This window comes from Serratia sp. SM04 (assembly GCF_040280225.1).
Classification (GTDB): domain Bacteria; phylum Pseudomonadota; class Gammaproteobacteria; order Enterobacterales; family Enterobacteriaceae; genus Serratia; species Serratia sarumanii.
The window spans coordinates 265,174-288,376 of sequence record NZ_JBEOQT010000004.1; the positions used below are offsets into that span (position 1 = coordinate 265,174).

A 23,203-nucleotide genomic window follows, 5' to 3' on the forward strand; every position below is an offset into this window, starting at 1 on the left:
TATGGTTGCGGTAAGAAGTGCACATCTGAATACGGCGGGTGAGTTCGCTCTCGATGAGTGGATAGCCGGCTTGGGGCTACCTAACCCGCAGTCATGTGAGCGATTGGCCGCAACCTGGCGTTATTGTGAGCAGCAGACCCAGAATCACCCCGACGCCTCGCTGCTGCTGTGGCGTGGTCTGGAGATGGTGGAAATCCTCTCGACGCTGAGCATGGACAACGACAGCATGCGCGCCGCGCTGCTGTTCCCGCTGGTGGACGCCGGCATCGTGCAGGAAGAGACCCTGACCGAAGCGTTCGGCAAGGGTATTGTCGCGCTGGTGCACGGCGTGCGCGACATGGACGCCATCCGCCAACTGAAAGCTACCCAAAACGACTCGATGGCCTCCGAACAGGTCGACAACGTGCGCCGCATGCTGTTGGCGATGGTGGAGGATTTCCGCTGCGTGGTCATCAAGCTGGCGGAGCGCATCGCTCACCTGCGCGAGGTGAAAGACGCGCCGGAAGACGAGCGCGTGCTGGCGGCGAAAGAGTGTTCCAACATCTACGCCCCGCTGGCCAACCGGCTCGGCATCGGCCAGCTGAAGTGGGAACTGGAAGATTTCTGCTTCCGCTACCTGCATCCGGAAGAATACAAGCGCATCGCCAAGCTGTTGCATGAGCGCCGCATCGATCGCGAACAGTTCATCGACGATTTCGTCGCCGGGCTGCGCGCCGAAATGGCCAGCGAAGGTATTCGGGTGGAGATCTACGGCCGGCCAAAACACATCTACAGCATCTGGCGCAAGATGCAGAAAAAGCACCTGGCGTTCGACGAACTGTTCGACGTGCGCGCGGTGCGCATCGTGGCGGAGCGCCTGCAGGATTGCTATGCGGCGTTGGGCATCGTGCATACCCACTTCCGCCATCTGCCGGACGAGTTCGACGACTACGTCGCCAACCCGAAACCCAACGGCTACCAGTCTATCCACACCGTGGTGCTGGGGCCGCGCGGCAAAACCGTCGAGATTCAGATCCGCACCCGGCAAATGCATGAAGACGCCGAGCTGGGCGTAGCCGCGCACTGGAAGTACAAAGAGGGCGCGGGCGTGACCGTGCGCTCCGGCTACGAAGAACGCATCGCCTGGCTGCGCAAGCTCATCGCCTGGCAGGAAGAGATGGCGGACTCCGGCGAGATGCTCGACGAAGTGCGCAGCCAGGTGTTCGACGATCGGGTGTATGTGTTTACGCCGAAAGGCGACGTGGTGGATCTGCCGGCCGGCTCCACGCCGCTCGATTTCGCCTACCACATTCACAGCGACGTCGGCCACCGTTGCATCGGCGCCAAGATCGGCGGCCGCATCGTGCCGTTTACCTATCAGCTGAAGATGGGCGATCAGATTGAGATTATCACCCAGAAGCAGCCGAACCCGAGCCGCGACTGGCTGAACCCGAACCTGGGTTATGTCACCACCAGCCGCGGGCGCTCGAAGATCCACAACTGGTTCCGCAAGCAGGACCGCGACAAGAACATTCTCGCCGGCCGCCAGATGCTGGACAACGAACTGGAACACCTCGGCATCAGCCTGAAAGAGGCCGAGAAGCTGCTGATCCCGCGCTACAACATGAACTCGCTGGACGAGGTATTGGCGGCGATCGGCGGCGGGGACATTCGCCTGAACCAGATGGTGAATTACCTGCAGGGCAAGTTCAACAAGCCGAGCGCCGAAGAGCAGGATCGCGAGGCGCTGCGCCAGCTGGTGCAGCAGAAAGCGCCGCCGCCGGCCCGCAACAAGGACAACGGCCGAGTGGTGGTGGAGGGCGTGGGCAACCTGATGCACCACATCGCCCGCTGCTGCCAGCCGATCCCGGGCGACGACATCGTCGGCTTTATCACCCAGGGGCGCGGTATTTCGATCCACCGGGCGGACTGCGATCAGCTTGTCGATCTGCAATCGCACGCGCCGGAGCGCATCGTCGACGCGGTATGGGGCGAAAGCTACTCCAGCGGTTATTCGCTGGTGGTGCGCGTAATGGCCAACGATCGCAGCGGGCTGCTGCGCGACATTACCACCATTCTGGCCAACGAAAAGGTCAACGTACTGGGCGTCGCCAGCCGCAGCGACACCAAGAAGCAGTTGGCCACCATCGACATGGATATCGAAATCTACAACCAGCAGGTGCTGAGCCGGGTGCTGGCGAAGCTGAACCAGCTGCCGGACGTGATAGACGCCAAGCGTCTGCACGGCAACTAAGCCCACATCGCCTTTCGGGCCGTATCGATAGCGGATGCGGCCCGAAATCCATGAATTCGGCGGGCGCTCCCCTGCGCCCCCATGCTTTCTCAGAGATTTTTTATGACCCAATCCACTCCGCTGCAGCGTCTGCTAAACATCATGAAAACGCTGCGCGACCCGCAGATCGGTTGCTCGTGGGACCGCAAGCAAACCTTCGCCACCATTGCGCCTTATACGCTGGAAGAGACTTACGAAGTGCTGGACGCCATCGAGCGGCAGGACTATGCCGATTTGCGCGACGAGCTGGGCGACTTGCTGTTTCAGGTGGTGTTTTACGCCCAGATGGGGCAGGAGCAGGGACTGTTCGATTTCGATGAGGTGTGCACCGCCATCAGCGACAAGCTGGAGCGCCGTCACCCGCACATCTTCGGCGACGCCGAGGGCGGAGACAGCGAAGCCGTGGCGGCGCGCTGGGAGCAGTTGAAGGCCGGTGAGCGCGCTGAAAAAGCGCTGCACTCGGTGCTGGACGATATTCCGCAGGCGCTGCCGGCGTTGATGAAAGCGCACAAGATCCAAAAACGCTGTGCCTCGGTCGGCTTCGACTGGAATACCCTGGGCCCGGTGCTGGACAAAGTGTACGAAGAGATCGACGAAGTGATGCACGAAGCCCGCCAGGCGGTGGTCGACGAGAGCAAGCTGGAAGAGGAGATCGGCGATCTGCTGTTCGCCACGGTGAACCTGTCGCGCCATTTAGGCCACAAGGCGGAGAACGCGCTGCAGGCGGCGAACCGCAAGTTCGAGCGCCGCTTCCGCCAGGTAGAAGCGATCGTAAAACAACGCGGGCTGAACTTGGAAGACGCCACGCTGGAGCAGATGGAAGACGCCTGGCAACAGGTGAAGAAATCTGAAATCTGATGTACTGCCGACGTTAATGGCACTGGATCGAACATTAAGGAAGTTCCACGCAGGCAAAGGAAGGTGGCGTCATGATCAAGAGGCTGGTGCTTTTAGCATGTTTTTTTCCCGGTTTCAGCACGGCGTCGCCTCCTGCTGATGTTGGGCGGCTGCGGTATGATGAACGCAGGCTGCCATTAGTCGATGTGCAGATCGATAACCGGTTACACACGCTCATGCTGGATACCGGCAGCGCAGAAGGGATACACCTTTATCAACACGATCTGGAGCGTCTGGTCGCGCAACCGAGCCTGAAGGTGGTGCGGCTGGCACCTCGGCAGCTCAGAGATCTCTCTGGCGGTGAAAATCAGGTGTCTGCCTGGCGGATTAGTCGGCTGTTTATTGGCAATATCCCTTTTAACGACGTCGAAGCGGTGAGTTTTAAGCCCTGGGGACTCAACCTGGGAAACGAGGTGCCGGTAAGTGAAGTGATGGGGCTCGGGTTGTTCCGCGATCGAAAAGTGCTGATGGACTTCGAAAACGATCGTTTGCAAATGTTGGCTCATCTGCCTTCAGACATTGCAAAATGGGCTTCTTATCCGTTCGAACAGACCGATGAGGGGCTGAGCGTGACGGCCTTCGTTGGCAATAAACCGTTGCGCCTGATTGTTGATACCGGCGCCAGCCATTCTCTTTTGTTTGCCGCTGGCTTGCCGGCTGGCCTCTTGTTTTCCGGCTGTCGTTCCATTGAGCCTGAGGCCACGAACCTGGATTGCCGAGTGACCAGATTCACCTTGACCGATCGCCGGGGCCGGCATCACAACGATTTGGCTATCGTTACCGAAGGCCCAACGTCTGAGGTGCTGGGCTTTGATGGTCTGTTGGGGATGGGCTTTATGCGGGGTCATCGTGTGATTGTTGATATGCCTGAACGCATGCTCTACATCAGTCGTTAACGCGATGAGCCTCGATCCCAGGCTAATCGGGTTTAGGAAAGCTGAATCGCCGCGACAATGTTGATCGCCGACAAGGTTCGCTCAAGCTGAAACGGTTAAGCTTTCGGTCAGGTTAGAGGCGCATGGCTGCCGGCGGCGGCAAAAGGGCAACAAACTGAAATCTAAGGCGTTTTATCGCTCCTGAGGGGCGGTAAAAAGAAATTTTCTCTGCTAACTCTTTGTTTTAACTGGAGGGTTTATGCGGCGCCGGCGGAGTAAACCCTGATGAACACGGGAGGGCGGCCGAGATGATGGACAGCAAAACGATCGTTTGTAGGTCAGGAGAGGTTCGGGTATACTACTTTCCCGTCCTGGTTCTTCCATCGTCTTTAAACCTAAACTCTCAGGTTCAGCATGACAACTAATTATATTTTTGTGACCGGCGGGGTCGTATCCTCTCTGGGTAAAGGCATTGCCGCAGCCTCTCTGGCGGCTATTCTTGAAGCCCGTGGCCTCAACGTTACCATCATGAAACTGGACCCGTACATCAACGTGGATCCGGGCACCATGAGCCCGATTCAGCATGGGGAAGTTTTCGTCACCGAAGACGGCGCAGAAACCGATCTGGATTTGGGTCACTACGAGCGCTTCATCCGCACCAAAATGTCGCGTCGCAACAACTTCACCACCGGCCGCATCTACTCCGACGTGCTGCGTAAAGAACGCCGCGGCGACTATCTGGGTGCGACCGTGCAGGTCATTCCGCACATCACCAACGCGATCAAAGAGCGCATCATCGAAGGTGGCGAAGGCCACGATGTGGTGCTGGTGGAAATCGGCGGCACCGTCGGCGATATCGAATCGCTGCCGTTCCTCGAAGCTATCCGTCAGATGGCGGTGGAAGTGGGCCGCGAGCACACCCTGTACATGCACCTGACGCTGGTGCCGTACATGGCGGCGGCCGGCGAAGTGAAAACCAAGCCGACCCAGCATTCCGTAAAAGAGCTGCTTTCCATCGGTATTCAGCCTGATGTGCTGATTTGCCGTTCCGATCGCGCAGTTCCTGCTAACGAACGCGCTAAAATCGCGCTTTTCTGCAATGTGCCGGAAAAAGCGGTTATCTCTCTGAAAGACGTTGATTCTATTTATAAAATCCCAGGCCTATTGAAATCTCAGGGGCTGGACGATTATATTTGTAAACGATTCAGCTTGAACGCACCGGAAGCCAACCTGGCCGAATGGGAACAGGTGATCTACGAAGAAGCCAATCCGGGCGGCGAAGTGACCATCGGCATGGTCGGCAAATACGTTGAGCTGCCGGACGCCTACAAGTCGGTGATCGAAGCGCTGAAGCACGGCGGGCTGAAAAACCGTCTGACCGTGAACATCAAGCTGATCGACTCGCAGGACGTGGAAACCCGCGGCGTGGAAGTGCTGAAAGGGCTGGACGCGATCCTGATCCCGGGCGGCTTCGGTTACCGCGGCGTGGAAGGCAAAGTGATGACCGCACGCTATGCGCGCGAGAACAACATTCCTTACCTGGGCATTTGCCTGGGCATGCAGGTGGCGTTGATGGAGTTCGCTCGCAACGTGGCGGGCATGGAAAACGCCAACTCCACCGAGTTTATGCCAGACTGTAAGTACCCGGTGGTGGCGTTGATCACCGAATGGCGCGACGAAGACGGCAACGTCGAAGTGCGCAGCGAAGAAAGCGATTTGGGCGGCACGATGCGCGTAGGTGGCCAACAGTGCAACCTGATCGACAACAGCCTGGTGCGTCAGCTGTATGGCGAACCGACCATTGTCGAGCGTCACCGTCACCGTTACGAAGTTAACAACATGCTGTTGAAGCAGATCGAAGCCGCAGGGCTGCGTGTCGCCGGTCGTTCCGCCGACAACAAGCTGGTCGAGATCATTGAACTGCCGAATCACCCGTGGTTTGTAGCCTGTCAGTTCCACCCGGAATTTACGTCTACGCCGCGTGATGGGCATCCGCTGTTCGCCGGCTTCGTGAAAGCCGCAGGCGAGCATCAGAAGCGCCAGGTGAAATAAAATATTTGGTAGGCGGCGCGCGGTGAGAACCGCGCGCTGTTTGTCTGGAGTTTTAGTTTAACTTGTACTGAGGAAAACCTAATGTCCAAAATCGTTAAAGTCATCGGTCGTGAAATCATCGACTCCCGCGGTAACCCGACTGTTGAAGCCGAAGTTCATCTGGAAGGCGGTTTCGTCGGCCTGGCTGCTGCGCCGTCAGGTGCTTCTACCGGTTCCCGCGAAGCGCTGGAACTGCGTGACGGTGACAAGTCTCGTTTCCTGGGTAAAGGCGTACTGAAAGCCGTTGCTGCAGTAAACGGTCCGATTGCTCAGGCAGTACTGGGTAAAGATGCCAAAGACCAGGCGAACATCGACAAGATCATGATCGAGCTGGACGGCACCGAAAACAAATCCAACTTCGGCGCCAACGCCATTCTGGCGGTTTCCCTGGCAGCAGCGAAAGCGGCCGCAGCTTCTAAAGGCATGCCGCTGTACGAGCACATCGCTGAACTGAACGGCACCCCAGGCAAATTCTCCATGCCACTGCCGATGATGAACATCATCAACGGCGGCGAGCACGCTGACAACAACGTCGACATTCAGGAATTCATGATTCAGCCGGTTGGCGCGAAAACCCTGAAAGAAGCGGTGCGCATCGGTTCTGAAGTGTTCCACCACCTGGCGAAAGTTCTGAAAGCCAAAGGCATGAACACCGCCGTGGGCGACGAAGGCGGCTACGCGCCAAACCTGGGTTCCAACGCCGAAGCGCTGGCGGTTATCGCTGAAGCGGTAAAAGCGGCGGGCTACGAGCTGGGCAAAGACGTCACGCTGGCGATGGACTGCGCGGCTTCCGAATTCTACAAAGACGGTAAATACGTGCTGGCCGGCGAAGGCAACAAAGCCTTCACTTCCGAAGAGTTCACTCACTTCCTGGAAGATCTGACCAAACAGTACCCAATCGTGTCTATCGAAGACGGCCTGGATGAATCCGACTGGGCGGGCTTCGCTTACCAGACCAAAGTTCTGGGCGACAAAATCCAGCTGGTGGGCGACGATCTGTTCGTGACCAACACCAAGATCCTGAAAGAAGGCATCGAGAAAGGCATCGCTAACTCCATCCTGATCAAATTCAACCAGATCGGTTCTCTGACCGAAACTCTGGCGGCTATCAAGATGGCGAAAGACGCCGGCTACACCGCGGTGATCTCTCACCGTTCCGGTGAAACCGAAGACGCGACCATCGCCGACCTGGCGGTAGGGACTGCGGCTGGCCAGATCAAAACCGGTTCCATGAGCCGTTCTGACCGCGTTGCCAAGTACAACCAACTGATCCGTATCGAAGAAGCGCTGGGTGACCGTGCGCCGTTCAACGGCCTGAAAGAAGTTAAAGGCCAGTAAGTTCGACCAATTCGGTTGCTAAATAAAAACCCGCCGCGGCGGGTTTTTTTATGTTTTAAATTCGTGATGAATGTCAGTCTAATAATAATTTTTTTATTGAAAACGTGGTCCTATTTAACCCGATAATTTTATTAAAGATAGTAACTGTGTTTATTTTATATTCCATTTTTATTTGCTTTATAATTATTCGTTACTAGACTGCCAATGAGGCAGTTTATTTCTCGCCGTTCTGCCGTAGATCTTCATCCTCACTATGCCTTAATACTGCCGGCTTGCTGGCCGGTTGAGAGAGGGCTTGATGCGACAGCGAATCGTCATTGTCGGCGGCGGAACCGGCGGCACCATCCTGGCCAATGTATTGGCCGAAAAATTGCACCGAGAAATTATTAATAATAAAGTCGAGTTATTAATGATATCGGATTCACCGCTGCATTATTACAAACCGGCGTTTATGTATGTGGCGTTCAATACTTTTTTCAAGCAGGAACTCACGCGCTCACAGCGGAGTTTATTGCGCCCTGAAATACAATTCATTGTTGATAAAGCGGAATCTTTCGATTTAACACAGCGAAATATAGCCACGCAAAGCGGTAAAATTTATTCCTATGACTTTCTGGTCTTTGCTACCGGCTGCGTCCCCTGGCCGGAGCGTATCGAAGGGCTGGCGCAGGCGGGCGATCATTTTTACCAGTATCAGGCCGCCAGGCGGTTGGCGCAAAAACTGGCGACTATCGAGAAAGGGCGTATCTTCATCACCGTTTCCTTCCCTGAAACCCCCAACGTGCCCCACCAGTGCGGCATCGCGCCGATCGAAACCACGCTGATGCTGGATGACTACCTGCGGCGGCGCGGCGTGCGTAAGGCGGTGGAGATCGTTTATACCTATCCGACCATTTCCCAATTGCTGCGCAACTGCCTGTTTTTGCAGCGCCCGACCGGCGAAGCGCTGCCCGCCATTTTTGCCGCGCGCGATATCCGTCACCAGCGCGGTTTTACCCTCAGCCGGGTGGACGCACAGCGCAACATCGCCTATTCCGCCGAGGGGGAGGAACAGCCGTTTGACATCCTGATGGCCACGCCGCCGATCCGGGCGGTGGAAGCGGTGCGCAACACCGGCCTGAGCGATATTCAAAACGGCGAGGGGTGGTTGCCGACCGATCACCAAACGCTGCAGGTGTACGGCCAGCAGGGCGTATACGTGATAGGCGACACCGTGGATCTGCCGGTCAGCAAGGCGGGCGGTTCTTGCCACAATCAGGCGCCGGTGATCGCCGACAACATCGTGGCGGAAATACGGCTGGGGCAAACGGTCAGCCATTACGACGGCAAGGTGCAGGCGGTCGCGCAAATGGGGCTGAATGCCGGCATGCCGCTGGTGTACGACTACCGTCACGACGTGCTGCCGACCCCGGCCACCAAGGTGGGCGGCATGCTGCGCAACGGTTTTAACCGCGGTCTGTATTGGGCCACGGTAAGGGGGCTGATATGACGGAAAGCACGGTGCATGGTGATGAACTCCAATCGCTGGCGGGCTTGCTGGAAAAACTGCGGCCGCTGCTGGCCGGCGGGCGGCTGGACAACGTGGTCGATCTGCTGTCGTTGCTGTCGGACGTAGTGGATATCGCCGACAACGCGCTGGTGGAAAAACTGGCCGGCGTATTCGAAGGGCTGGTTACGGTCGGTTGGGAGGGAGGGACTGCGTTGAAGATGGCGCACAGCGAGCTGCAATTGAACCCGCCGCCCGCCAATTTTCGTGCGGCTTACGCCTTGCTGAAGCAGCCGGACACCCTGCTGGGCGTCATGCTGCTGCTGCGCACTCTGCAAATTATCGGGCGGCGTACACGGGATGGCGCGTTGCCGCCGGATGCTTCCGATGAATAATTGAATCGGCTTCGTTCACTCAGATAAGGAGTCGTTATGTTCGGCAAACTTGACCATGCCTTCGCTACCCGCGCTATTCATTATGGCTACGATCCTCAGCAGCATCAGGGGGCGCTGAGCCCGCCGGTGTTTATGAGCTCCACTTTTACCTTTCCCACGGCGGAATATGGCGGCGCTTGCTTTGCCGGCACCGAACCGGGGTATTTCTATTCACGTATCGCCAACCCGACGCTGAATCTGCTGGAGCAGCGCATCGCCAACCTCGAAGAGGGGGAAGCGGCGGTGGCGTTCTCTTCCGGCATGGGGGTGATCACCGCCTGTTGCTGGACGTTGCTCAGCCCGGGCGATGAGCTGATCGTCGATGAAACGGTGTATGGGTGCACCTTCAGCTATTTTCATCACGGTCTGGCGCGCTTTGGCGTCAAGATAACCCATGTTGATCTGACCCGGCCGGAGCGGCTGGCCGCCGCGATCGGTAGGCGCACCCGGCTGGTGTATTGCGAAACCCCGGCCAACCCCAACATGCGACTGATCGATATCGCCGCAGTGGCGGAGATTGCACATCGGCATCAGGCGTTGCTGCTGGTGGACAACACCTACTGTACGCCGTACCTGCAGCGGCCGCTGACGCTGGGCGCCGACATCGTGGTGCACTCGGCCACCAAGTACCTCGGCGGCCACGGCGATCTGCTGGCCGGGCTGGCGGTGACGAGCGAGGCGCTGGCGCAGACGATCCGGCTTGAGGGGCTAAAGGACATGAACGGGGCGGTGCTGTCGGCGCAGGATGCTGCACTGATACTGCGCGGTTTGAAAACCTTGCCGCTGCGCATGGATCGTCATTGCGATAACGCGCAGCGTCTGGCGGAGATGTTGGCGGAGCATCCTGCGGTCGAGCGGGTGTATTATCCCGGCCTGGCGAACTTCCCGCAGCATGCGTTGGCGCAGCGGCAAATGGCGCGCCCCGGCGGCATGCTGGCGTTTGAGCTGCGGGGCGGCATGAGTGCAGGCATTCGCTTCCTCAATGCGCTGCAGCTCATCTTGCGCGCGGTCAGCCTGGGCGATTGCGAAAGCCTGGCGCAACACCCGGCCAGCATGACGCACTCGGCCTACAGCCCCGAAGAGCGGCGGCGCCATCATATCAGCGAGGGATTGGTGCGGTTGTCCGCCGGGCTGGAGGCGTTTGACGACTTGCAGGCGGATGTCCTGCAAGCATTGGCGCAGGCGCATTAAAAAACCCGCCGCAGCGGGTTTTATCAGAAGCGAGCGTTACATCTGTTGCGTTGCCGCGGTCACCGGCGAACCCCCGCCTTTCTTGCGCACCCACAGCCAGTAAGCCACGGTGAGTAAAGCAATCCACACCAGCCCGACGTACAGCGCGATGCGGCTCTCTTCGAAGTAGCCGAGCAGGCCGATGACGAATGCCATAAAGGCGGTCGCCAGCGCCGGCGCCACCGGCCACCATGGAACCGGGAAGCTCAACTGACGAGTTTCTTCCGGCGACAGCGTGCGGCGCATGACGATCTGCGACAGCAGGATCATCAGCCACACCCAGACGGTGGCGAAGGTGGCGATCGAGGCGATGATCATGAAGACCTTCTCCGGGATCAGGTAGTTGAGCACCACCGCCAGCAGCAGGGCGACCGACATCACCAGCACCGTCATCCACGGCACGCCGCTGGCGGTCAGTTTGGTGAAGCTGCGCGGCGCCTGGCCGTCCTGCGCCATGCCGTACATCATGCGGCCGGCGCCGAAGATGTCGCTGTTGATGGCCGAGATGGCGGCGGTGATCACCACCACGTTCAGCACGTTGGCGGCGGAGCTGATGCCAAGATTGCTGAAAATCTCGACGAACGGGCTGCCGTTCTGGCCGATGCTGTTCCACGGATAGATCGCCATCAGCACCATCAATGTCAGCACGTAAAACAGCAAGATGCGCACCGGTACGGCGTTGATCGCCTTCGGCAGCACTTTGGCGGGGTCTTTCGCCTCGCTGGCGGTAATGCCGATGATCTCGATGCCGCCGAAGGCGAACATCACCACCGCCAATGACGCGACCACGCCGCCGATGCCGTTAGGCATAAAGCCGCCGTGCTGCCACAGGTTACTGATACCGGTAGCGTGCTGGGCTTGGCCGAAGCCGAACAGCATCACCGCCGCGCCGCCGACGATCATCGCCACGATGGCGGCGACCTTGACCAGCGACAGCCAGAATTCCAGCTCGCCGAACACCTTGACGCTGCACAAATTGAGCGCGCCGATAAACAGAATGATGCTGAGCACCCAGACCCACTGGGCGACGTCCGGGAACCACAGCCCCATATAGATGCCGAAGGCGGTGACGTCCGCCAAAGCGACGATCACCATTTCGAAGGTGTAGGTCCAACCGGTGAGGAACCCGGCCAGCGGGCCGAGATAGTGGCTGGCGTAGTGGCCGAACGAGCCGGAAACCGGCTGGTGCACCGCCATTTCACCCAGCGCGCGCATCACCATGAACACCGCCGCGCCGCCCACCAGGTAGGCCAGCAGCACGGCCGGGCCGGCCAGCTGGATGGCGCCGGCGGAGCCGTAGAACAGGCCGGTGCCGATCGCCGAGCCGAGAGCCATGAAACGGATGTGCCGCGCGTTTAGTCCGCGTCTGAGTTGTGTTGTTTCGTTACGCATGTTGCTTCCCGTTAAGTGTTTGCCGAACAGGCACGCGCTGCCCGCGCCGGGTGGAACGCACCCGGCGGGGCAGAACAAACTGCGTGATTCAGTGTGTGATGATTATGCCTGGCTAGGCAGCAGCGCCGCAGGCAGCAGCGATGTCAGGTGACCGGCCGCCAAGAGTTGGCTGGCGGCTTCAATGTCGGGGGCGAAGAAACGATCCTTGTCGTAGAAACTGACATGCTCGCGCAGCAGACGGCGCGCCTGCTCCAGACCTTCCGAGGTCTTCAGGCCGTTGCGGAAATCCAGGCCCTGACAGGCGGCCAGCCATTCGACCGCCAGAATGCCGCGCACGTTGTCCGCCATGATCCACAGGCGGCGACCGGCGGCCGGCGCCATGGAAACGTGGTCTTCCTGGTTGGCGGAGGTCGGAATGCTGTCGACGCTCGACGGGTGCGCCAGCGCTTTGTTTTCGCTGGCCAGCGCCGCGGCGGTCACCTGGGCGATCATGAAGCCGGAGTTCACGCCGCCGTTTTCCACCAGGAACGGTGGCAGTTGCGACATGTGCTTGTCCATCATCAGCGAGATGCGGCGCTCGGACAGCGAACCGATTTCGGCGAACGCCAGCGCCAGGTTATCGGCGGCCATCGCCACCGGCTCGGCGTGGAAGTTGCCGCCGGACAGCACGTCGCCCTGTTCGGCGAACACCAGCGGGTTATCCGAGACGGCGTTGGCTTCAATTTCCAGCACCTCGGCGGCCTGGCGGATCTGCGTCAGGCAGGCGCCCATCACCTGCGGCTGGCAGCGCAGGGAGTAAGGATCCTGCACTTTTTCGCAGTTGCGATGCGAGTCGGAGACTTCGCTGCGCGCGCCGAGCAGGTGGCGGTAGGCGAGGGCGGCGTCGATCTGGCCGCGCTGGCCGCGCACCTCGTGGATACGCGCATCGAACGGGCTGCGAGAGCCCAGCGCCGCTTCCACCGTCAGGCTGCCCGCCACGGTCGCGGCGGCGAACAGGTCTTCGGCATCGAACAGGCCGCGCAGCGCGAAGGCGGCGGAGACCTGGGTGCCGTTCAGCAGCGCCAGGCCCTCTTTCGCCGCCAGCGTCAGCGGTTTCAGGCCGGCCTTGGCCAGCGCTTCGGTCGCCGGCAGCCATTGGCCCTGATGGCGCGCCTGGCCTTCGCCCAGCAGCACCAGGCTCATGTGCGCCAGCGGCGCCAGGTCACCGGAGGCGCCGACCGAGCCCTTCAGCGGAATATGCGGATAAACTTCGGCGTTGACCAGCGCGATCAGCGCCTGGATGACTTCCAGACGAATGCCGGAGAAGCCGCGCGACAGGCTGTTGATCTTCAGCACCATGATCAGGCGCACCAGGTTGTCGTCGGTCGGCTCGCCCACGCCGGCGGCATGCGACAGCACGATCGAACGCTGCAGGTTTTCCAGATCGTCGCGGGCGATGCGTGTCGAAGCCAGCAGGCCAAACCCGGTGTTGATGCCGTAAGTGGTGCGGTTTTCTTCAACGATGCGTTCCACGCAGGCCACGCTCTGCTGGATTGGCGCGTAGGCGTTGTCGTCCAGCGTCAGCGTCACCGGGTGTTGATAGACGTCGCGTAGCTGGGCCAGCGTCAGTTTGCCCGGGCGAATAGTCAGCGCTTTCATGCTTTTTCTCCTTGGGTCGCGGCAACCATCGGCAGGTTCAGGCCTTGCTCGCGGGCGCAGTCGATAGCGATATCGTAACCGGCGTCGGCGTGACGCATGACCCCGGTAGCCGGGTCATTGTGCAGGACGCGGGCGATGCGCTCGGCGGCTTCGTCGGTGCCGTCGCAGACGATCACCATGCCGGAGTGTTGGGAGAAGCCCATGCCGACGCCGCCGCCGTGGTGCAGGGAAACCCAGGTGGCGCCGCTGGCGGTGTTCAGCAGGGCGTTGAGCAACGGCCAGTCGGAAACCGCATCGGAGCCGTCTTTCATCGCTTCAGTTTCACGGTTCGGGCTGGAAACGGAGCCGGAATCCAGGTGGTCGCGGCCGATGACGATCGGGGCGGACAGTTCGCCCCGGCGCACCATTTCGTTGAACGCCAGGCCCAGCTTGGCGCGCTGGCCGAGGCCAACCCAGCAGATGCGCGCCGGCAGGCCCTGGAAGCTGATGCGCTCGCGCGCCATGTCCAGCCAGCGGTGCAGGTGTTCGTCATCCGGGATCAGCTCTTTCACCATGGCGTCGGTTTTGTAGATGTCCTGCGGATCGCCGGACAGCGCCGCCCAGCGGAATGGCCCGATGCCGCGGCAGAACAGCGGACGGATGTAGGCCGGCACGAAGCCCGGGAAGTCGAAGGCGTTGTCGACGCCGGTTTCTTTCGCCATCTGCCGAATGTTGTTGCCGTAGTCGAAGGTCGGCACGCCCATCTGCTGGAAGGCCAGCATGGCTTTGACGTGATCGGCCATCGACTGCTTGGCGGCGGCGACCACTTTAGCCGGCTCGGTCTGGGCGCGCTGGCGATACTCTTCCCAGCTCCAGCCCTTCGGCAGGTAGCCGTTCAGCGGATCGTGGGCGCTGGTCTGATCGGTGACCATGTCCGGGCGCACGCCGCGGCGAACCAGCTCAGGCAGAATTTCCGCCGCGTTGCCGCACAGGGCGATGGAGATGGCTTTGCCTTCTGAGGTGTATTTTTTGATGCGGGCCAGCGCGTCGTCCAGATCGTTGGCCTGCTCATCGACGTAGCGGGTTTTCAGGCGGAAATCGATGCGGCTCTGCTGACATTCGATGTTCAGCGAGCAGGCGCCCGCCAGCGTCGCGGCCAGCGGCTGCGCGCCGCCCATGCCGCCCAGGCCGGCGGTCAGCACCCAGCGGCCCTGCAGGCTGCCGTCGTAATGCTGGCGGCCCGCTTCGACGAAGGTCTCATAGGTGCCCTGAACGATGCCCTGGCTGCCGATGTAGATCCAACTGCCGGCGGTCATCTGGCCGTACATGGCCAGGCCTTTGGCGTCCAGCTCGTTGAAGTGTTCCCAGGTTGCCCAGTGGGGCACCAGGTTGGAGTTGGCGATCAGCACGCGCGGCGCGTTGCTGTGGGTTTTGAAGACGCCGACCGGCTTGCCGGACTGCACCAGCAGGGTTTCGTCTTCCTCCAGCGTTTTCAGCGTTTCGACGATCTTGTCGTAGCAATCCCAGTCGCGCGCGGCGCGGCCGATGCCGCCGTACACCACCAGCTCGTGTGGGTTCTCCGCAACTTCAGGATCGAGGTTGTTCATCAGCATGCGTAACGGCGCTTCGGTCAGCCAGCTTTTTGCGTTTAATTGTGTGCCGCGTGGCGCGCGTACATCGACATTGCGAACTTTGTTATTTGTAGTCACAGCAGTTTCCTCAAACAGTATCGGTGCAGATTCCATGCCGCGGTGGGGGATGAGTACCACGGCATAACAATGCGTAGGGTTTATTAACATATACTTGTATGTACAAGCATATGCAACACTGACCAGTTGCCGCTGAAAAGTGGCATAAGAAAAAGTTATTTTCTTTTTATATCAGTTTGATATGCGATTTTTTATCGCCGGCTTCATGTATGGAAAGCCGGAGAAAAGTGAGCTGTTCGGCAAAAATGAATTAAAAATGACTCATTTTTGGGCGGCTAGTCACAATATTTTTACAGACTGATTACAGTTGCGGCCAGGGGATAAACAAACCCTATCGCCGCAGGGAAAAAGCCCGCCGTCGGTGGCAGGCTTGTCAGGGTCAGGCCGCCGGTTGTAGCGTCGGTTTGCGGCTCATTTTGCATACCGTGGCGATGGCGGCGATCAGCGCCGGCACGCACAGGAACATCAGGATGCTCTGCACCTCCCACTGCATCGCCAGCAGTTGGGCGCCCATCATGGTGCCGGCGACGCCGCCGAAGCGGCCGATGCCCTGCATCCAGGCGATGCCGGTGGCGCGGCTGTGCGTGGGGTAGAAGGTGGCCGCCAGCGTTTGCAGCCCGGACTGCGCGCCGTTCATGGTGACGCCCATCAGGAAGATGAAGGCGCCCAGCAGCACGATGTGTTTATCCTCGGTCGCCATCGCCACGATCAGCAGGGCAGTGGCGACAAAGCCGCTCGAGACCACCTTATGCGCGTTCCAGCGATCCATCAGCCAGCCGGCCACCAGGATGCCAAGCGTGCCGCCGAAGGTGAACAGCGAGGTGAGCATCGCCGATTGCTCCAGCTGGTAACCCAGCCCCTGCATCAGGATCGGCATCCAGCTCAGCAACACGTAGTAGATTACCAGCCCCATAAAGTAGGTCAGCCACAGCATCAGCGTGCCGAGCAGGTAAGGGCGGCTGAACAGCAGGCCGACGCTGGTCTTGGTGTGCGTAAGCTTTTCTTCGTACAGGTAAAAACGCGTCACGCCGTCCAGGCTCTGGCTGACGAAGCGCTGTGCGATGCGCTTGATCTTCGCCGCATCCTGCCCGCGGTTGACCATGTATTTGACCGATTCCGGCAGCAGCAGGATCAGCAAAACCGTCAACGCCAGCGGCGCAATGGCGCCGAGCAGCAGCACGCTGTGCCAGCCGTAGCTCGGGATCAGCCACGATGAAATGGCACCGCCGCCGGCCGCGCCCAGCGGAAAGCCGCAGTACATGGTGTTGATCGCCAGCGAACGGCAGCGCTGCGGCGCGTATTCGGAGATCAGCGTGATGGCGTTGGGCATCGCCGCTCCCAGCCCGAGGCCGGTGAGAAAGCGCCACAGCGTCAGGCTGTTGAGCGAGCCGGCGTAGGCGGTGGCCAGGCTCGACAGGCCGAAGAACAGACAGGAAAACACCAGCACGCGCTTGCGGCCGATGCGATCGGAGATTGGCCCGGCGATCAGCGCGCCGAGCGACAGCCCCAGCAGCGCAGCGCTCAGCACCGGCCCCAGATCCTGTTTGACGATGCCCCAGTCTTTGGCGACCGAGGGGGCGATATAGCCCATGGCGGCGGTATCGAAACCGTCGATGGCGAGGATCAGGAATCCGAGAATGATCAGAGTCCAGTGAAACAGCGAAAACTTGCTGTCGTCGATGGCCTGCTGAATGTTCAACTCGCTGGTGGAATGAGTCATGGCACCCTCTAAACGCAGATGTAGTCGTGATGGATGGAACGTGGCCGAAACTGGCGCTCGGCTTGTGTTTGCTTGTATATACATCTGCGCGTCGGCGCTTTATGTCAAATATATTTATCTTATGCGTTAAATAAATGTTGTTTTTGCGAAGCAGGTTACACCGTGAATGAAAGATCAGAACCCGTCGAACAAATTAATTAAACGCCATTGGCGGTGGGATATGCTGGCGGCGAGGAGAATAAAATTTAATACAATTTTGGCCGTTTGGTCGCCGGGCCGGAATCTGCGATAATCGCTTTTTACTTTTCCAGATTGAGAAACCGATGCAGTACCCGATCAATGAGATGTTCCAAACCTTGCAGGGCGAAGGCTTTTTCACCGGCGTGCCGGCCATTTTTATCCGCCTGCAGGGCTGCCCGGTAGGGTGCAGTTGGTGCGACACCAAACATACCTGGGAAAAGGAAGCCAATCAGGAAGTCGACCTGCAACGGATCCTGGTCAAAACAGAAGAGAGCGACGCCTGGGGCAACGCCAGCGCCGAGCAGCTGTTGGCGGTGATGCGTCAACAAGGCTACACCGCACGCCATGTGGTGATCACCGGCGGCGAACCCTGCATCTACGATCTGGCGCCGCTGACCGAGCTGTTCGAACAGCATGGTTATGGCTGCCAGATTGAGACCAGCGGCACCCACGAGGTGCGCTGTTCCGCCAACACCTGGGTGACGGTTTCGCCGAAGGTGAATATGCGCGGCGGCATGAAGGTGCTGGATCAGGCGCTGCGGCGCGCCGACGAGGTGAAGCATCCGGTGGCGCGCGAGCGCGACATCGAGGCGCTGGACGCGCTGCTGGCGACGCTGCAGGACGACAAGGCGCGCATTATCGCGCTGCAGCCGATCAGCCAGAAAGAAGAGGCGACCCGCCTGTGCATCGAAACCTGCATCGCGCGCAACTGGCGGCTGTCGATGCAGACCCACAAGTATCTGAACATCGCCTAAAATCAGGGCGCCCTTGGGCGCCCTTTCTTTTAACCTTTATATACGCATCCCGCAGTACAGGTCTCTTTCACCATCACCGCAGTCAGTTCCGGCAACTGGGGCTTGAGCTGCTGCCAAATCCAGGCGGCGAGCACTTCGCTGGTGGGATTTTCCAATCCTGGAATATCGTTCAGATAATGGTGATCCAGCCGCTCCCAGATCGGGGAAAACACAGCCTTGAGCTCGGCGAAATCCATCACCCAACCGGTGTGGGGATCCACTTCACCGGTCACTTCCAGACGCACCATAAACGAATGCCCATGCAGACGGCCGCACTTATGGCCCTCCGGCACGTGGGGCAAACGGTGTGCGGCTTCAAACTGAAAATCTTTAAACAGCGTGGTTGCCATTATTACGGCCTCATTGACTCAAAAACCGCCGCATAGTACCGGAAAGCGCGTCTGCTTGCCATTTATACCGTTATGGTCTACCGCCACGCCAAACGCATCCGGTTAACACTTTTTTTGTTTGGTGTTTGCGGCACCTATCGGCTGGGGTAATGAGCCGAAATGTTGAACGGTGAAAAAACGATGAAAAAAAGCGCTTTAATTTCATCTGGATAAAAAACTTTGTTTAACGGTTTAAGCGTTATCCCTTACCGGAAAAACAGCTTAGTCATTTTGGTTATGATTTATTGCTATCCCTTATTTAATCGTTGCTATTCTGCTCGGTAACCTTACAAACTCTCCTGATCTTTTCCGCACACCCGACGCAGCGAAGAGACAGCGACTGACACTGGCGCGCGCCTGGCAGGAAAGGCGCTAAGTATAGGAAATAAGTACAGCAATGACGACTCAGGCTCCTCCAACATCTTTGCTCCCGCTGACGCCCGAACAGCTGGCGCGCTTGCAGGCGACGATCGGCGACTATTCGCCGACGCAGCTGGCGTGGCTGTCCGGCTATTTTTGGGGCATGGTCAATCAACAGCCCGGAGCCGTGGCCATTGCGCCTGTCGCCCCTGCGGCTGCCGCCGGCATCACCATCATTTCCGCTTCGCAGACCGGCAATGCGCGCCGCCTGGCGGAGCAGCTGCGCGACGATCTGCTGGCCGCCAATCTGAGCGCCACGCTGATCAGCGCCGGCGACTACAAGTTCAAGCAGATAGCTCAAGAGCGCCTGCTGGTGATCGTCGCCTCTACGCAGGGGGAAGGCGAGCCGGCGGAAGAAGCGGTGGCGCTGCATAAATTCCTGTTCTCGAAGAAGGCGCCGAAGCTGAATGACACCGCTTTTGCGGTGTTCGGGCTGGGTGACACCTCTTATGAGAATTTCTGCCAGTCTGGTAAGGATTTCGACGGCAAGCTGGCCGAGCTGGGGGCCGAGCGCCTGGTGGAGCGCGTGGACGCCGACGTGGAGTACCAGGAACTGGCCGCCGCCTGGCGCAAACAGGTGGTGTCGGTGCTGAAGGCGCGCGCGCCGGCGGAAAGCGCCGCACCGGGCGTGTTGGCCAGCGGCGCGGTCGATCTGATCGACAGCAGTCCGTACAGCAAGGAACAACCGCTTACCGCCCAGCTTGCGGTCAATCAGAAAATTACCGGCCGCGCGTCGGATAAAGACGTGCGCCATATCGAAATCGATCTGGGCGACTCCGGCCTGCGCTATCAGCCGGGCGATGCGCTCGGCGTATGGTTCGACAACGATCCGGCGCTGGTGGACGAACTGGTGCAGCTGTTGTGGCTGAAAGGCGACGAGCCGGTCGAGGTGGAAGGGCAAACCCTGCCGCTGGCGCAGGCGCTGCGCAGCCATTTCGAGCTGACGCAGAACACCACGCCGATCGTCGATAAATACGCCGCGCTGTCGCGCGACGAAACGCTGATCGGCCTGTTGGCGGATAAAGCTGCGCTGCAGCAGTACGCGCACAACACGCCGATCGTCGACATGGTGCGTCAGGCGCCGGCGGATCTGAGCGCCGAACAGCTGGTCGGCCTGCTGCGCCCGCTGACGCCGCGTCTGTACTCCATCGCCTCTTCGCAGGCGGAGAACGAAAGCGAAGTCCACATCACCGTGGGCGTGGTGCGTTACGACATCGACGGGCGCGCCCGCAGCGGCGGCGCCTCCGGCTTCCTGGCGGATCGCCTGGAGGAAGACGGCGACGTGCGGGTGTTTATCGAACACAACGACAACTTCCGCCTGCCGGCCAACCCGGAAACGCCGGTGATCATGATTGGCCCCGGCACCGGCATCGCGCCGTTCCGCGCCTTTATGCAGCAGCGCGACGCCGACGGCGCCGGCGGCAAAAACTGGCTGTTCTTCGGCAACCCGCACTTCACCGAAGATTTCCTGTATCAGGTCGAATGGCAGCGCTACGTGAAAGACGGCCTGCTGACCCGCATCGATCTGGCCTGGTCCCGTGACCAGCAACATAAAATATACGTACAAGACAAACTGCGCGAACAGGGCGCGGAAGTGTGGCGCTGGATTCAGGAAGGCGCGCACATTTACGTCTGCGGCGATGCCAATCGCATGGCGAAAGACGTGGAAAACACATTACTGGAACTGGTGGCCGAGCACGGTGGCATGGATACCGAGCAGGCGGATGAATTTTTAAGTGAGCTGCGCCTTGAGCGCCGTTATCAGCGAGATGTTTACTGATGAGTGATAAACACCCCGGGCCTTTGGTAGTCGAAGGCAAACTGGCCGATGCGGAGCGCATGAAGAAGGAGAGCAACTTCCTGCGCGGCACCATCGCCGAAGATTTGAACGACGGCCTGACCGGCGGCTTCAACGGCGACAACTTCCTGTTGATCCGTTTTCACGGCATGTATCAGCAGGATGACCGCGATATTCGCGCCGAACGCGCCGAGCAGAAGCTGGAGCCGCGCCACGCTATGATGCTGCGCTGCCGCCTGCCGGGCGGCATCATCAGCCCGCAGCAGTGGCTGGGCATCGACAAGTTCGCGCAGGAGAGCACGCTGTACGGCAGCATTCGCATCACCAACCGCCAGACGTTCCAGTTTCACGGCATTCTGAAAGGCAACGTCAAACCGGTGCACCAGCTGCTGAACCGCCTGGGGCTGGACGCGTTGGCGACCGCCAACGACGTTAACCGCAACGTGCTGTGCACCTCCAACCCGGTGGAATCCGAGCTGCATCAGGAAGCCTACGAGTGGGCGAAGAAGATCTCCGAACACCTGCTGCCGCGCACCCGCGCCTACGCTGAGGTGTGGCTGGATCAGGAGAAGGTGGCCACCACCGACGAAGAGCCGATTCTGGGGCCGACCTACCTGCCGCGCAAATTCAAAACCACGGTGGTGATCCCGCCGCAGAACGACGTCGATCTGCACGCCAACGACATGAACTTCGTGGCGATCGCCGAAAACGGCAAGCTGGTAGGCTTCAACCTGCTGGTGGGCGGCGGGCTGTCCATCGAACACGGCAACAAGAAGACCTACGCGCGGCAGGCCAGCGAATTCGGCTACATTCCGCTCGAGCATACGCTGGCGGTGGCGGAAGCGGTGGTGACCACGCAGCGCGACTGGGGCAACCGCACCGATCGCAAGAACGCCAAAACCAAATACACGCTGGAGCGCGTCGGGGTGGACGTTTTCCGCGCCGAAGTGGAAAAGCGCGCCGGTATCACCTTCGCGCCGATCCGGCCGTATGAATTCACCGGCCGCGGCGATCGCATCGGTTGGGTGAAGGGCATCGACGATCAATGGCACCTAACGCTGTTTATCGAGAACGGCCGTCTGCTGGACTATCCGGGGCGCCCGCTGAAGACCGGCATGGCGGAGATTGCCAAGATCCATAAAGGCGACTTCCGCCTGACGGCGAACCAAAACGTGATCATCGCCGGCGTGCCGGCAAGCGAGAAGGCGAAGATCGAAGCCCTGGCGCGCGATCATGGCCTGATCGACGACGAGATCAGCGAGCAACGCAAGAACTCGATGGCCTGCGTATCGTTCCCGACCTGCCCGTTGGCGATGGCGGAGGCCGAGCGCTTCCTGCCGCAGTTCGTCACCAAGGTGGAAGGGATCATGCATCGGCACGGGGTGGGTGACGAGCATATCGTGCTGCGCATCACCGGCTGCCCGAACGGCTGCGGCCGCGCGCTGTTGGCGGAGCTGGGGCTGGTGGGCAAGGCGGTCGGCCGCTATAACCTGCATTTGGGCGGCAACCGCGAAGGCACGCGCATTCCGCGCATGTACCGCGAGAACATCAACGAAGACGAGATCCTGAGCGAGATCGACCTGCTGGTGGGGCGCTGGGCGAAGGAGCGCAACGCCGGCGAAGGCTTCGGCGACTTCACCATCCGCGCGGGCATCGTCAAACCGGTGCTGGATCCGGCGCGAGATTTCTGGGAGTGAGGCCGGGCGGCCCCTGGGGCAGAGGGGCCGCACAGGTAATTTCAAGTAGCAGGAGAGACAACATGGCTGAATTCGATCTGGCGGCGCTGAACGCGTTGTCCAAATCCGGGCAGGCGCTGGCATTGGCGGTGGTCAACGGCCAACTGGAGACCCTCAGCGCCGAACAGCGCGTTGCATGGGCGCTGGAGCATCTGCCCGGCGAGTTCGTACTCTCGTCCAGTTTCGGCATTCAGGCGGCGGTATGCCTGCACCTGGTGACGCGCATCCGGCCGGATATCCCGGTGATCCTGACCGACACCGGTTACCTGTTCCCGGAAACCTACCGCTTTATCGATCAACTGACCGACCAGCTGAAGCTGAATCTGCAGGTGTTCCGCGCCGAACAGTCTCCCGCCTGGCAAGAGGCGCGCTACGGCAAACTGTGGGAGCAGGGCGTGGAAGGGATTGAGAAGTACAACCAGATCAACAAGGTCGAGCCGATGAACCGCGCGCTGGAGACGCTGGGGGCGCAGAGCTGGTTCGCCGGCCTGCGGCGCGAGCAGTCCGGCAGCCGCGCCAATCTGCCGGTGCTGGCGGTGCAGCGCGGGGTGTTCAAGATCCTTCCGATCATCGACTGGGACAACCGCAAGATTTACCAGTACCTGACCGAACATGGGCTGAGCTATCACCCGCTGTGGGAGCAGGGCTACCTGTCGGTAGGCGATACCCACACCACCCAGAAGTGGGAGCCGGGCATGAGCGAGGAAGAGACGCGTTTCTTCGGCCTGAAGCGCGAGTGCGGCCTGCACGAAGGCTAAACGGCGC

General features: G+C 60.0%; 17 protein-coding genes. 12 read left to right on the plus strand and 5 right to left on the minus strand.

Going from position 1 to position 23,203, the window contains the following annotated elements:
- Position 1 precedes the first annotated feature (1 nt).
- The 8 genes from relA to ABTW55_RS08770 all read left to right on the plus strand — a co-directional run bounded on the left by relA (position 2) and on the right by ABTW55_RS08770 (position 10,584).
- On the plus strand, positions 2–2,233 hold the full coding sequence (relA, locus tag ABTW55_RS08735) for a GTP diphosphokinase (RefSeq protein ID WP_033637137.1): 2,232 nt from the start codon (positions 2–4) through the stop codon (positions 2,231–2,233).
- Positions 2,234–2,335: 102 nt separating this feature from the next.
- Positions 2,336–3,130: a nucleoside triphosphate pyrophosphohydrolase gene (gene mazG / locus ABTW55_RS08740; protein WP_060422434.1), complete on the plus strand. Its 795-nt coding sequence runs from the start codon at positions 2,336–2,338 to the stop codon at positions 3,128–3,130.
- A gap of 71 nt (positions 3,131–3,201) precedes the next feature.
- On the plus strand, positions 3,202–4,065 hold the full coding sequence (locus tag ABTW55_RS08745; protein ID WP_060422431.1) for a hypothetical protein: 864 nt from the start codon (positions 3,202–3,204) through the stop codon (positions 4,063–4,065).
- Between the two features lie 393 nt (positions 4,066–4,458).
- Entirely contained in the window at positions 4,459–6,096 is a 1,638-nt protein-coding gene (gene pyrG, locus ABTW55_RS08750) for a glutamine hydrolyzing CTP synthase (RefSeq protein ID WP_033637139.1), read from the plus strand.
- Between the two features lie 81 nt (positions 6,097–6,177).
- Positions 6,178–7,473, plus strand: coding sequence for a phosphopyruvate hydratase (gene eno / locus ABTW55_RS08755; protein WP_033637140.1), 1,296 nt, complete (start codon positions 6,178–6,180; stop codon positions 7,471–7,473).
- 298 nt (positions 7,474–7,771) lie between these two features.
- A complete protein-coding gene (locus tag ABTW55_RS08760) occupies positions 7,772–8,962 on the plus strand; it encodes an NAD(P)/FAD-dependent oxidoreductase (RefSeq protein ID WP_039568868.1) in 1,191 nt (396 codons plus the stop codon).
- A complete protein-coding gene (locus ABTW55_RS08765; protein ID WP_077791442.1) occupies positions 8,959–9,354 on the plus strand; it encodes a hypothetical protein in 396 nt (131 codons plus the stop codon). The genes ABTW55_RS08760 and ABTW55_RS08765 overlap by 4 nt, the downstream gene beginning before the upstream one ends.
- A gap of 36 nt (positions 9,355–9,390) precedes the next feature.
- A complete protein-coding gene (locus tag ABTW55_RS08770; RefSeq protein WP_060422428.1) occupies positions 9,391–10,584 on the plus strand; it encodes a methionine gamma-lyase in 1,194 nt (397 codons plus the stop codon).
- A 36-nt stretch (positions 10,585–10,620) separates the two neighbouring features.
- On the opposite strand, the gene ABTW55_RS08775 is transcribed toward ABTW55_RS08770, so the two are convergent.
- From ABTW55_RS08775 to ABTW55_RS08790, 4 genes are all read right to left on the minus strand, one after another.
- Positions 10,621–12,015, minus strand: coding sequence for an amino acid permease (locus tag ABTW55_RS08775; protein WP_060422424.1), 1,395 nt, complete (start codon positions 12,013–12,015; stop codon positions 10,621–10,623).
- A 102-nt stretch (positions 12,016–12,117) separates the two neighbouring features.
- Positions 12,118–13,653, minus strand: coding sequence for a histidine ammonia-lyase (hutH, locus tag ABTW55_RS08780; protein WP_033637148.1), 1,536 nt, complete (start codon positions 13,651–13,653; stop codon positions 12,118–12,120).
- Entirely contained in the window at positions 13,650–15,341 is a 1,692-nt protein-coding gene (gene hutU / locus ABTW55_RS08785) for a urocanate hydratase (protein WP_041033306.1), read from the minus strand. Before hutU ends, hutH begins: the two co-directional genes overlap by 4 nt.
- A 379-nt stretch (positions 15,342–15,720) precedes the next feature.
- Complete coding sequence (locus ABTW55_RS08790) at positions 15,721–17,061, minus strand: aromatic acid/H+ symport family MFS transporter (protein ID WP_033637149.1); 1,341 nt, start codon at positions 17,059–17,061, stop codon at positions 15,721–15,723.
- A gap of 323 nt (positions 17,062–17,384) precedes the next feature.
- Here ABTW55_RS08790 and queE point away from each other — a divergent pair, with 323 nt between their 5' ends.
- Positions 17,385–18,056 (plus strand): 7-carboxy-7-deazaguanine synthase QueE, encoded by a 672-nt coding sequence (queE, locus tag ABTW55_RS08795; protein ID WP_060422421.1) that lies wholly within the window; start codon positions 17,385–17,387, stop codon positions 18,054–18,056.
- A 29-nt stretch (positions 18,057–18,085) separates the two neighbouring features.
- On the opposite strand, the gene queD is transcribed toward queE, so the two are convergent.
- A complete protein-coding gene (gene queD / locus ABTW55_RS08800) occupies positions 18,086–18,445 on the minus strand; it encodes a 6-carboxytetrahydropterin synthase QueD (protein WP_004932638.1) in 360 nt (119 codons plus the stop codon).
- Between the two features lie 436 nt (positions 18,446–18,881).
- On the opposite strand from queD, the gene cysJ reads away from it, so the two are divergent.
- The 3 genes from cysJ (at position 18,882) to ABTW55_RS08815 (ending at position 23,196) form a co-directional block, all read left to right on the plus strand.
- Positions 18,882–20,684 carry an NADPH-dependent assimilatory sulfite reductase flavoprotein subunit gene (gene cysJ, locus ABTW55_RS08805; protein WP_033649245.1) on the plus strand — a complete coding sequence of 601 codons (1,803 nt, stop codon included), beginning with the start codon at positions 18,882–18,884 and terminating at the stop codon, positions 20,682–20,684.
- Positions 20,684–22,399 (plus strand): assimilatory sulfite reductase (NADPH) hemoprotein subunit, encoded by a 1,716-nt coding sequence (gene cysI / locus ABTW55_RS08810; protein WP_033652937.1) that lies wholly within the window; start codon positions 20,684–20,686, stop codon positions 22,397–22,399. Before cysJ ends, cysI begins: the two co-directional genes overlap by 1 nt.
- A 62-nt stretch (positions 22,400–22,461) precedes the next feature.
- Positions 22,462–23,196: a phosphoadenylyl-sulfate reductase gene (locus tag ABTW55_RS08815; protein ID WP_060422418.1), complete on the plus strand. Its 735-nt coding sequence runs from the start codon at positions 22,462–22,464 to the stop codon at positions 23,194–23,196.
- The last annotated feature ends 7 nt before the right edge of the window (positions 23,197–23,203 follow it).